Source organism: Colidextribacter sp. OB.20 (assembly GCF_009911595.1).
Classification (GTDB): Bacteria; Bacillota; Clostridia; order Oscillospirales; family Oscillospiraceae; genus Lawsonibacter.
In genome coordinates, this window is sequence record NZ_QWKG01000097.1 from 1 (window position 1) to 10,918 (window position 10,918).

Below are 10,918 nucleotides of genomic sequence, written 5' to 3' on the forward strand. Positions count from 1 at the left end.
CCCGACTGGACCATTGTGTGGACTATGTGCTGAACCATGAAAAAACCGACATGGCCGCTGTGCTGGATTACATTGGCCGGACAGATAAAAACGCCCTGCCGGACGGCCGCTCCGTTTTGGAGACGGCCATCAACTGTGATCTGGAGAGCGCCTATCAGGATATGCAGGAGACCAAGCGCCGCTGGGGAAAGCCCGGCGGCGTTTTAGGGTATCACCTGATCTGTATATAACCCCACTTCCAGATAATTCCTGCCAAACCGGGACATATCCTTGACTACCACCATACTGACAAGTCCCGCCTCAATGTCGGCCATCATTTCCATAAAGCCGGGACGTTTGAAATTTGTACCGCTCCATCCGTCGTCTTTGTAAACCTTATAGCTGGAAATTTCACGGTCTTGACAATACCTGGTGAGGATTTCGATCTGGTGTGCTATGCTGTTGCTATCCCCCTCGTTCTCATCGTCGCGGGAGAGCCGGACGTAGAGGGCCGTCCATTTTTCATTCAAATTGCCTGACTGTCTAATCATTTGAGTCTCCAATCCGGCAGTTACCGTTTCTGGCCTTGTGACACTTACATTATACGAAATATCAAGAAAAGTGTCAAATATTCGACAAATTCAGCAGGGTTTATGTACTATTCCTTTGTCAAGTAAACACTTCGTTTTTCAGAAACGGCAGCTCCCTTGCGGGCAAATTTTTTCATAAAAAATGCGTCTCACGGTGAGACGTATTAACGACAAATTTCGCGCTGGTCGGCGGTTCTGTATTTCATTGTTCACGATTAGAGAAACAAGGCGGGATCAGACGGCGGCTGGCAGGGCCGCTCCATAGGATTTATCGTGCCTCCCCCCATTCCCGTGGCGGGGCGTCCTACGCTGTGACGCATAGCCGACGCAAGTATCATAATACCTGTATACGGTTCGTCGCCCGCTGCTGTGCCGCAGCAACTTCTCGGCGCTAGCTGTGTTCGCTCCGTCCTCCCGGTGTCCGTCCTCCTTTCGCGGGGGATCATCCCTGCGTACCCGCCGCCCGGCTCCGCGCATACAGAATGTATCTGATTGCCCTATTCAGTTGTACTGGCCCGCAGGGTGCGTCCTGACATTTACGGCGTACTCCTGCCAAACGGAAATATCTGCTTCTATCCCTTAATATCCGTGAAAATCGGATTTTGCTCATTATTCGCAGAAACGGATAAAACTTCCCAAAAAATTTTAGAAAACGACAATTTTCTAAAAATGCGTTCCACCGTGAGACGCATTTATCGGCTATGGCATAAAATCATCGGGCGGCTCTCTGAATTGAAAACTGTCGATAGCTCTGAACAGCGCGATCTCCGCTTGATAATGCAGATCGTCGTCCACATGGAAGCGTGTACTTTCGTATTCATCATCGTAGCGGCATAGGCAGCAGCTTATGATAAAGCCCTCAAAGTGCCGGAGTACAAACTGGACGGCTTCAGCGTCAAATCTCTTTGCCGCCTGGATTATATTAAAAGGTACTCGCTTCATGGAGCGTTCTCTATCAATTCCCGCAGCCGTTTAGTTGCGGCTCTGCTCCGCCGGGAAACAGCGGACGCGCTTATATGTACCAGCGGGGCAATTTGAGTGTATTTCAGCCCTTTGAAATAGTAAAGTAAAATGATTTCCCGGTCTTTTGGTATTAAGTAGGACAACGCTTTGGACAACTTCGGATCATAAACAGGGATATTCCCTCCTTGAACGTGGAATGTCTGACATGTTTCCTCTGGCTGTTCCGCTTCATCGCTCTCTGCCGCCAAACTATAAAGTGCGGCATCTGTCAGCGCAGAAAGGGATTGTTCCATCTGCCCCCGTTTAGATTTTTTCTGACACTCTTTCTTTGTGGCGTTGCTGACAGCCTTTTTGCAGTAGGCTTCAAACATGATCTCATTAAACAGCTCAAATCTTGTCATTGAAAATCTGCCTCTCTATTTGTCAATATCCGCATAGCCGAAAGTTATCCAGCGGCCCCTTTTGAGAAATGCGTTTCACCGTGAGACGTATTTCTTCGGAAAATTCTGTGAAAAGAGCGCAAAAAACACGAGGCTGAAAAATACCGCCCCGTGTTTGAGCTGTATATCTTCGCTGTATACTAATACGCTAATATCACATGAACCGATACCAGTGTTCCATCAAATCAAGAATATAAGAGTTAAAATGCTCCTGATTCTGAAAACAAATGCAATCATGGTTGTCAAACTCATGGAACGACGCAATTTTTTGCTCAGTGTCAACCCAAATCCGCATTACCTTTTGACATTCAATGTTCACGGCCCAAGCACCCCTGAGATAAAATCATGCCACCCGGATTCAGAAATTCCATCAGACAAACGAATCGAGTAGGCGTACCCATTTGCTGACCATATCGCCAAGATGTAAGCCTCTCTATCTCCCTTTAATGTTACCGCCAGTGAGCCAATCTTTATTTCCTTGACATTAGAGTAAGTGTTGAAATCCCCAGAGTTATCTTCAGTCCCCCTGGACTTTCGGAATGTGGAAGTTTGCCCCTCGCCGGTATAGGAGACTTCCGCCATCTCCCCCCAATAGGAGATATAAGTTGTTGTTTCCACCTCAAAGGGAAATGTGCCCAGTTTCTCTATTTCAAAGCCGACAGCGGCGGCTAACTGCTCCAGCGTATCAACTTCAACCATGCCATTTACTACCTGGACAGGTGGGTCGTCCGACTGGAAGATACCGGCCATATGTCCGGCGACAAATACTCCGGCCAACAGCAAGACAAAACAGGCGGCGGCAGACATATATTTTTTCATGGTGGGAAATGGGATTACCTTGCTTTTTTGCGGGGCCCCAATATCTGTCTTTTCAATATTGCTCAAAATACGCTCCCGCATTTCACGGGTCACTTCGATCCTGTCCATCACTTCATCATACCGCTTCTTCAAAGTCATACGCCTCCTTGAGAACCGCTTTCAGCCTTTCCCGTCCCCGCCGCAGGTCAGAGCGGACAGTCGCCTCTTTTTTTCCAAGCAGTTTTGCGATCTGCTTTGTGGAATACCCCTCATAGTAAAACAGATGGATGGCCTCACGGTAATTCTCCGGCAGCAGTTTGACGGCGTCCCAAACGAAGGACAAATCCTCTCGGTTTTCGGCAACTAGCTCGTCATTCAATTCGTCTGTCCTTCGAAGCGAATTATAGGCAAGGCGGTTTTTGCTCAAATTCCCGGCGACACGCAGGAGCCACGCCTTTTCATGCTCTCGGCTTTCAAAAACAGGGGCGGTTTTCAAAAACTGAACCAGCGTATCCTGCAAAACTTCTTCCGCGTCACTCATGTTGTGAAGATAGGTATAGGCATAGCGCAGAATACTGTTGCCATAGGTATTCAAGATTTCCTCCGCCCGCTGGTTGATGGCGGCACGGCTGATCTCTTGCTGCATTGTTCCGTTCTGCTTTGCGGCAAACCACATCCGCAGATTTTGGACAGCGGCGCAAAGCAAATTGTAAAACCATCCGATTACCCGCAGTTTGGCAGGGCGATTACAGGTAAGACATAGTTCCACAGCGCAATCCTCCTATGGGGACGGGCGGAAGGCCCATCCCCATCTTATTCAGTGAATTTCCGAAACCAGCGCCATCATGCCGTTGCTGGAAATGCCATTGGTGACATTGACGGAATAAGTATATCCGCCAGTATTCCAGATTGCAAGATACACCATGCCGTTGTTGCCGCGCATTGTGACCTCGGCACCGTCAACGGAAACGGTATTGGCCTGAGCATACTCGTTGTTGTCACCGCTGATGTCCTCGGCTCCGGGGGCCTTACGGATACGAGCGGCCTCGTCCTCACCAGACTGATAGATTACCTCCAGCATCTTGTCATCCAGGGTCATAACACGGTACAATCGGTCAGTGGCCTTGTTGATGGTGCTGGGAACAGTGAGGTCAAACCCGGTAATTTTGATGGCCTCGTTCAAGGTGTCACAATCTACAAAGGGGTTGGCGATTTGTGCGTTATTGTCCTTGCTCAAAGGGTCAGTATCCAAACAAATCACACCGTCCTCCATAGTCACCGCACCCTGTTGGCTACCCAGCAGCGCATCGAACAGGCCCAGGGGAACATAGGTTGTGCCGCCGGTAACAAAGGGCGGGATACCAAGGGAAAAGGGAGCGGACATCCCGACCATGCCCTCCACGCTGGTGGTCACCTGATACAGATCCTGGCCGATAGTAACTGTGCTGTGCATAATACCATCGTCCAGCAAAATAGTTCCATCATCATTCCAAGTAACAGTAAAGCCCAGCTTTTCGGCTGCGGCCCGCAAGGGCACCATAATGCAAGCCCGCACGCCGGTGTCCTCACCATCGATCTGAAGGGTGTAACCGGGCTGGGGGTCATTTTCGGGTGCGGGGGCGATGACCGTGGGCGAGATTTCCTCCGTGGCCGGAGTAGTGACCATAGGAGCCGTTGCGAAAGCAACATTGGACAGGGACAGCGCCACCGCCGCGCAGAGGGCAGAAGCAATCAGTTTTTTCATGATTAGAATACCTCCGAATTTTTATTTTGACCGGCTTACTTGCCGTTCTGCCCTATATACAGATGTGGGAGGGGAAATGTTGCAGCTTTGAAAAATTTTTTTGAATGGTGTATGGATATTTTAATGTACCTCACGGTGAGACGCATTTATGGGGTTGCTTGGGCGCGCAAGCGCCCGCCGCTCTTGGCTGACGATGACTGCTGCACTTTCAGGAAATGCTGGCATTGCCCACAACAGAAAAACCGGCGCAAGCCGGTTTTGGGGTATGCCCCCCTTAGCTACCAAAAGCACCGGCGGCCTTTGGCTGTCAAGGCCCGCGCCGGACGCTTGCGGACGGCGCGGCTTGTCTTGGCCTTGACGGACAAAGGGCGGTGGTGTAAAATCCGCTCTATTGAGGGGGGCATACCCCGGATAGTACCGCTCTATCATGCTACAGCGTTTCTTTCACCAAATGTCAAGTCTGCCGGATGAAGGTGGCGATTTCTGTTTCTTGCGGGCTGGGGGTTTTAAGGGGGCTTCGCCCCCTAACAAGGGTCATTTGTGTGCTACCAAATGACATACTTGCTCGGACAGCACCGCCTTTCGGCGGCGCTGTCCGCTGTGGTGTTGCTGGGTAGATGATTCCTTTTTTAACGGCGTTTTTTCCACAAAAGAAATGCGTCTCACCGTGAGACGCATTTCCCCAACATCGTGCTGAACAGTAGAAAAACTGTAAAAACCCATAAGACATACTATTTTTCCTGGGTTCCTCTCTTAGCTCGTATCTATCCATTACCGCCTGGTTTGCGGTGGGGGTAGGGGGATAGATGGATTGATTAGTATGAATAAAATCAGTTTGGTTTTTATCAGTATAATTCGGGTTTGCTTTTGAAACCTCAAGACGTCGATTTTCCCGATGCCTTGAAGTCGATTTTTCCGACCTCTGCACGTCGGAAAAATCAGTCGGCAAAATGGGTGCGGCAGGGCCTTGATCGGGTGCCTCCATATGTTCCTGCACAGTGATTCGCTTGACAAAAATCCTGTCCGGCTTCCCCTGGCCCTGTTTGATTCGCTCAATCAGGCCGATTCCTTTGCTGGTATCCAACTCTGCCAATAACCGCATGGCCTTGTTTCGCCCGCAGCCTATGACCTCGCAAACCTCTTTTACAGTGAAGTAAATATAAACCCGCCCGGAGTTATCGTGCCAGTCATTTTTGGCGGACAGGCTCATACGATTTAGCAACATACCATATAACAACTTGGCGTCCGCAGACAGGGGCTTGAAGCGAGAATGGGTGATAAGCTGGCGGGGGATGCGGAAGTGTGAAAACCGTATTTCTTCATCGCCGCAATAATAGTCTGATAAAGTTACGCTCGGCATTGAGTGCCCTCCTTTTCAAGAATGAAAAAAGCACGATTGACGTTGATTGTCAAATCGTGCTTTTTTTGCCTGTTTGATTTTGTCACAAAGGTTTGCTTTTTCGGTAACTGCCTTATTATATGTTGTTTTTCGTCTTGTCCTTTATGCGTACTGACCTTATGGATATGAATACATACATCATGTAGTATGTCTTAATAACTCACATTACCCAAACGTCTGTACCGCTTCATGTTGTATGGGCGTTTGTTGTAATAGCCCCCTACCGGGAAGAAAGGGGGTGAGTGAAAATGAGATATTCTGAACAGTTCATGGAACATATCGAATATGCGTTCAACGCGTTCTGCAAGGTTGTCCTGCGCCATGAAGCCATTAACGCATGGCGAGATTTGAAGCGGAAAGCGGAACGGGAAATATCCCTTGACTATCTGATGTCAGAACGATATTTTGAAGCGTCTGCTATGGACAGTTACTTTGAAAAACTGGACAAGCCGACTGTATTTCTTGTGTTTGGAAAGGAAGTTATCGTTGATGATGAACGGTTAGCAACGGCATTATCAAGATTGCCGCAATTAAGGCAGGAAGTCTTGTTGCTTTATTACTTCATCGGCTATCGTGATGAAGCAATCGGCAGACTGTACAGGCGTTGCAGAAGTACAATAAACAGTCGGAGAAATGTTGCACTGAAACAGTTGCGGAAAGAATGGGAGAAATTGAAACATGAGGAACAAAAAGCTGATACCTTTTGAGGTAATCGAAAAAGCCGTTGCCGGAGAGCCGGAAGCGGTAGACGCAGTATTGCGGCACTATACCGCATACATCAAATACCTGTCTATGTATAAGGGGCATATCAATGACGATACGCAGGACAGATTAAAGGCAAAACTGATTGAAGCCATATTGAAATTCCGCTTCGACCGATAGTAGGTAGCAAAGACAGGAAAAGCTGTCAAGGGTAAACTTCGCGCTACGCGCCCTTGACAGCTTTTCCCGCCTTTGCTTGTGGGTAGTCAAGAGGGCGAAATCAGCAGACTGCTTTCGCCCTCAATTTATTATGGGGATTGTTACGCAGTAGAGGTTGTTTTGCGCTTGATTTATGCGGCTTTGCGGGCGTTGAAATGGCGGGGTAAGGATTTTATATGCCTGCTTTCAAAAACGGCGCTCTATTGCGTAACAAAAATTTTTATATTATCGACAAGATATATCTAAGTATAGTATAATATCAGTAATCTAATAAGCGGAGGGGGAACAAAATGTTTTTTACAGAAAAATTCCAAGTTAGTAGTGAAATATTAAAGTCATATGGTGCTGTTGATATTTCTCTAATATGTGACGTTCCATTATTTGTTGACCCTATGCTGATTTTTAACAGTAATAATGAGAGATATACTGAATTGCATAATAATATTATTCATTATTTTTATTTTTTATATACCAAAGCCGCACAAGGGCTTACCCCTAAAGAAATTGACGCATGGTTCAACTTTAGTGAAGTTCCAAATAACTGGTTAGGATATTCGCTATATGGGAATAAAGGATTAGCCCTTGGGAAAAAATACGCCAATTTTTTATATGATAATATAGCATTTGCGATAGATACACATAGTATATCTAAATCCACACATATAGAAAAAGTAATGCTTTTATATGAGGGTAGTGGAAAGGATAAAATCAGTGATTTGACTGTAAATTTAATAAAAGGTTTTCTTTGTGAGTATACAGAAACATTTGCCTTAAAATATATCAAAAAAGAGCTCCTTGAAACATTTCCTGTAGAAAAGGCTTATTTTAACTATGATACAGAAAGTTTTGTTAGTAAAGAATTTATTCTGCCATACATCTACAATGAAGCAAACAATAAAGAATATGTCATTTTAACTCCATATGATATTTTGAGAGAGGACGAGCCAGCAATAAATAAAAAGGATTTTTTGAATAGTTATGACCGCATCCGTACAGTGATAGAAAATGATTCCTTACGGGCTTATGTAAATAATTACATTGGTTTAGCTGTTAGGAGATATGAAGAAAATCAGCGAAAAAACAAAAGACCAATAAAAGAAAGGTCTATTGAAAAAATTGAAAAACAGGCATTTCAAGAAGTGGCAAAAGAATATCCAGAACTTTACGATTATTATATTAAATTAAGGGAAACGGATACTGATGAAATACGTTTGCAATGCCAGAACGAATTAGATACACAATTAAAGAAATTGTTTGTTGCATCAAAAAGTTTGATTGCACTTTTTGAAAGTAAAAATTATCCTCAAAACGAAATGTTGACAGCAAGAGAGGAAGCAAAGCAACGATTAAAATTTTTTAAGCATATTATTGAGGATTGTGATGGCTATAAAAATTTATATGTAAAAGGCGTTCAGATAGCCCAAGAAAATGATTTGCAAAGGCTTATCCGCTTTGTTTGGTACGGAACAACTTACAAGGTAGATGCAGAATCGAATAATGGAAGAGGACAAACCGATTTTATTATTTCAAAAGGACAAGCTAATCAGAATATTATTGAGTTTAAGTTGGCAAGTAATTCCAAATTAGCCCATGTGTTTACACAGGTAAAAATTTATGAGGCGGCAAATTGTGCAGATGGGAGTTTAATTGTAATATTTTTCTTTTCAGAAGAGGAACAAGCGTATTCTGAACAGGTAATTAAGGACGCAGGATATGAAGATATGATTGATGAAGCTATATTTTTGATTGATTGTAGAAATGATAATAAGATTTCTGCTTCAAAAGCATAGTCAATGATAAAAGAGGGGAGAAATCACATATTTACTATAGTGATTGCTTCCCTCTTTTGCACTTTGTTTGTCGGCGTTAATGATAAAAAAGTTTCTATACTTCCTTATCACCGTAAAACTAACCTGTCCCACGGTTTCCGTCCTAAGCGGAGCTGCCATACGGCGCTGTCCCAAATCAAGGATACCTTCACAGGTGTGCGCTGGATGGTGGAGGGCGACATCAAGGCTTGCTTTGATTGTTTCGACTACCACGTTCTCATTGATATTTTGCGGCGGCGCATTAAGGACGAAGCGTTTCTGTCCCTCATGTGGAAATTCCTGAAAGCCGGATATATGGAACAGTGGGAATACCACAAAACCTATTCCGGCACGCCCCAGGGCAGCGGAATGAGCCCCATCCTGGCAAATATCTATCTCTCTGAACTGGATGCCTTTATGGAGGAATACAAGGCTCGTTTTGACACGGAACCCTTCAAACGCAATGCCAGCAAGGAATATGAGAAGATTGCCAGACGCTACCGCAAGGCAAAGAAGAATCTGGACACGGGAGACCACTCCAAAGAGGCCGTCCGGGAGTTCAAATCGGCCCAAAAGCTGAAACTGTCCACGCCCTACGCCGATGTGCTGGACGCTGATTTTAAGCGGATACAGTATAACCGTTACGCGGATGACTTTGTAGTGGGAGTAATCGGCTCGAAGCAGGACGCAATATCCATTAAAGAGGATTTGCGGCAATTTCTGTCCGAAAAGCTGAAGCTCACTCTTTCCGAGGAAAAGACAAAGGTTACTCATTCCAGCCAGGCGGTGCGCTACCTGGGCTACGACATTCGGGTCGTCCGGGATAAAGCAACCAAACGGGATAAGAACGGCGCATTAAAGCGTCCGTGGTATGGGAAGGTGTTCCTCTATGTTCCCCATGAGAAATGGGAGAACAAACTGCATGAACTTCGGGTGATGCAGGTCAAATGGGACGAAAATCGGGGCCGTGATTTCTGGCGGCCTATGCACCGAAACGAGCTGCTCAACAGCACGGATATTGAAATCGTCAGACAGTACAATTCGGAAATTCGTGGCCTGTACAATTTCTATCGTATCGCGGAAAACGTCGGCGTACTGAGCAAATTCTACTACATGATGCGCTACAGTATGCTGAAAACCTATGCCGGAAAATACCGCACCAACGTCAGCAAAATCAAGAAAAAGTATATGCGCGGCGGTGTGTTCCGGGTGCCCTACGTCACAAAGTCCGGCCCCAAGCTGTGCGAATTTTACCATGATGGGTTTCGCAAACAAGATAAGGGTTATGACAACGTGCAGGACACCCTCCCCCGATATGTCCGCTATGATGGGAGAAATACCCTGGCAAACAGGCTGAAAGCCGGTATCTGCGAACTTTGCGGCAACAAAACGGATGATATTCGTATGCACCATGTCCGTGCCCTGAAAAAGCTCACCGGCAAGACCGAGGCGGAACGCCTGATGCTGCATATGCGCCGGAAGTCACTGGCGCTGTGCCCGTACTGCTATCAGTCTACACTTGCTCAAGAACCGTGACGGTGATTGCGCTTGGAGCCGGATACGCGGAGACGTGTAAGTCCGGTTCTGGAGGCGGCTCCGCCGAGACCGCTGGCGAAAACCAGTATGGCGCGGCGGTGCCTACCTCACACCTCATGCAATGCACGTCTGATTCCTACCCGACCTCCTTCGTGGTCACGGACCCGAAAGGGTCACTATAATAAGGATAGAAAGGTCGTGAAAATACAAAACAGGAGGTTACACACATGAGGAAACAGGAACAAAAGGGCAAAATCACCGCATTGTACGAGAGGTTATCCCACGATGATGGGCGGTCTGATGAGAGCGTGTCCGTTGAAAATCAAAAACGGATTTTGGAGGACTACGCCCGAAAAAATGGCTTCACCAATGTCCGCCACTTCACCGATGACGGAGTGCGGGGAACGACCTTCAAGCGGCCCGGCCTGGATGCTATGGTGGACGAGATACGGGCCGGGAATGTGGCTACCGTCATTGTCAAAGACCAGAGCAGAATAGGCCGTGACGTGGTGGAGGTCGGCTTGCTCAAACGCACCTTTGACGAGTACAACGTCCGCTTCATTGCCGCCAATGACAACCTGGACACCGCCAATGGATTTGATATTATGTCTATCTTCCGGGACGTGATAAATGAGTGGTACGTTGCCGACACCAGCCGCAAAATCGTAAGCGTCAAATGCGGAACCGCCAGACGTTTTATGTAGTCTGGCGGTTCGGGTTGGATTTAAGAATCATCGAAT

The 10,918-nt window shown here is 46.6% G+C and carries 12 protein-coding genes and 1 pseudogene; 6 read left to right on the forward strand and 7 right to left on the reverse strand.

The window, feature by feature from the left end:
• Positions 1-230: pseudogene (locus tag D1641_RS17640) on the forward strand (hypothetical protein); the annotation flags it as partial.
• Here D1641_RS17640 and D1641_RS17645 read toward each other — a convergent pair.
• The 7 genes from D1641_RS17645 to D1641_RS17675 all read right to left on the reverse strand — a co-directional run bounded on the left by D1641_RS17645 (position 204) and on the right by D1641_RS17675 (position 5,874).
• Positions 204-530 carry a recombinase family protein gene (locus tag D1641_RS17645; RefSeq protein ID WP_160668086.1) on the reverse strand — a complete coding sequence of 109 codons (327 nt, stop codon included), beginning with the start codon at positions 528-530 and terminating at the stop codon, positions 204-206. The pseudogene D1641_RS17640 and the gene D1641_RS17645 sit on opposite strands and share 27 nt — an antisense overlap.
• A 738-nt stretch (positions 531-1,268) precedes the next feature.
• On the reverse strand, positions 1,269-1,511 hold the full coding sequence (locus D1641_RS17650) for a helix-turn-helix domain-containing protein (protein WP_160668088.1): 243 nt from the start codon (positions 1,509-1,511) through the stop codon (positions 1,269-1,271).
• Positions 1,508-1,933, reverse strand: a complete 426-nt coding sequence (locus tag D1641_RS17655) for a sigma-70 family RNA polymerase sigma factor (RefSeq protein ID WP_160668090.1) — start codon at positions 1,931-1,933, stop codon at positions 1,508-1,510. Before D1641_RS17655 ends, D1641_RS17650 begins: the two co-directional genes overlap by 4 nt.
• A 354-nt stretch (positions 1,934-2,287) precedes the next feature.
• The gene (locus D1641_RS17660) at positions 2,288-2,923 is read right to left on the reverse strand and encodes a hypothetical protein (protein ID WP_160668093.1); all 636 of its coding nucleotides are present in this window, start codon (positions 2,921-2,923) and stop codon (positions 2,288-2,290) included.
• Positions 2,907-3,539: a sigma-70 family RNA polymerase sigma factor gene (locus D1641_RS17665; RefSeq protein ID WP_347707470.1), complete on the reverse strand. Its 633-nt coding sequence runs from the start codon at positions 3,537-3,539 to the stop codon at positions 2,907-2,909. Before D1641_RS17665 ends, D1641_RS17660 begins: the two co-directional genes overlap by 17 nt.
• A gap of 48 nt (positions 3,540-3,587) precedes the next feature.
• A complete protein-coding gene (locus tag D1641_RS17670; protein ID WP_160668095.1) occupies positions 3,588-4,514 on the reverse strand; it encodes a copper amine oxidase N-terminal domain-containing protein in 927 nt (308 codons plus the stop codon).
• A gap of 454 nt (positions 4,515-4,968) precedes the next feature.
• Complete coding sequence (locus D1641_RS17675; protein WP_160668097.1) at positions 4,969-5,874, reverse strand: replication initiator protein A; 906 nt, start codon at positions 5,872-5,874, stop codon at positions 4,969-4,971.
• A gap of 287 nt (positions 5,875-6,161) precedes the next feature.
• Between D1641_RS17675 and D1641_RS17680 the strand changes: the two genes are divergently transcribed.
• The 5 genes from D1641_RS17680 (at position 6,162) to D1641_RS17700 (ending at position 10,882) form a co-directional block, all read left to right on the forward strand.
• Positions 6,162-6,620, forward strand: coding sequence for a sigma-70 family RNA polymerase sigma factor (locus D1641_RS17680; protein WP_160668099.1), 459 nt, complete (start codon positions 6,162-6,164; stop codon positions 6,618-6,620).
• The gene (locus D1641_RS17685; RefSeq protein WP_006355157.1) at positions 6,592-6,795 is read left to right on the forward strand and encodes a helix-turn-helix domain-containing protein; all 204 of its coding nucleotides are present in this window, start codon (positions 6,592-6,594) and stop codon (positions 6,793-6,795) included. The genes D1641_RS17680 and D1641_RS17685 overlap by 29 nt, the downstream gene beginning before the upstream one ends.
• Before the next feature lie 329 nt (positions 6,796-7,124).
• On the forward strand, positions 7,125-8,624 hold the full coding sequence (locus D1641_RS17690; RefSeq protein ID WP_160668101.1) for a hypothetical protein: 1,500 nt from the start codon (positions 7,125-7,127) through the stop codon (positions 8,622-8,624).
• Positions 8,625-8,627: 3 nt separating this feature from the next.
• Entirely contained in the window at positions 8,628-10,178 is a 1,551-nt protein-coding gene (locus D1641_RS17695; protein WP_160668103.1) for a reverse transcriptase/maturase family protein, read from the forward strand.
• A gap of 227 nt (positions 10,179-10,405) precedes the next feature.
• The gene (locus D1641_RS17700; RefSeq protein ID WP_243149464.1) at positions 10,406-10,882 is read left to right on the forward strand and encodes a recombinase family protein; all 477 of its coding nucleotides are present in this window, start codon (positions 10,406-10,408) and stop codon (positions 10,880-10,882) included.
• The last annotated feature ends 36 nt before the right edge of the window (positions 10,883-10,918 follow it).

Coding starts and splice junctions, on each gene's coding strand:
- D1641_RS17645 (WP_160668086.1), bottom strand. CDS start 530: ATGATTAGACAGTCAGGCAATTTGAATGAAAAATGGACGGCCCTCTAC.
- D1641_RS17650 (WP_160668088.1), bottom strand. CDS start 1,511: ATGAAGCGAGTACCTTTTAATATAATCCAGGCGGCAAAGAGATTTGAC.
- D1641_RS17655 (WP_160668090.1), bottom strand. CDS start 1,933: ATGACAAGATTTGAGCTGTTTAATGAGATCATGTTTGAAGCCTACTGC.
- D1641_RS17670 (WP_160668095.1), bottom strand. CDS start 4,514: ATGAAAAAACTGATTGCTTCTGCCCTCTGCGCGGCGGTGGCGCTGTCC.
- D1641_RS17675 (WP_160668097.1), bottom strand. CDS start 5,874: ATGCCGAGCGTAACTTTATCAGACTATTATTGCGGCGATGAAGAAATA.
- D1641_RS17680 (WP_160668099.1), top strand. CDS start 6,162: ATGAGATATTCTGAACAGTTCATGGAACATATCGAATATGCGTTCAAC.
- D1641_RS17685 (WP_006355157.1), top strand. CDS start 6,592: ATGAGGAACAAAAAGCTGATACCTTTTGAGGTAATCGAAAAAGCCGTT.
- D1641_RS17690 (WP_160668101.1), top strand. CDS start 7,125: ATGTTTTTTACAGAAAAATTCCAAGTTAGTAGTGAAATATTAAAGTCA.
- D1641_RS17695 (WP_160668103.1), top strand. CDS start 8,628: ATGATAAAAGAGGGGAGAAATCACATATTTACTATAGTGATTGCTTCC.
- D1641_RS17700 (WP_243149464.1), top strand. CDS start 10,406: ATGAGGAAACAGGAACAAAAGGGCAAAATCACCGCATTGTACGAGAGG.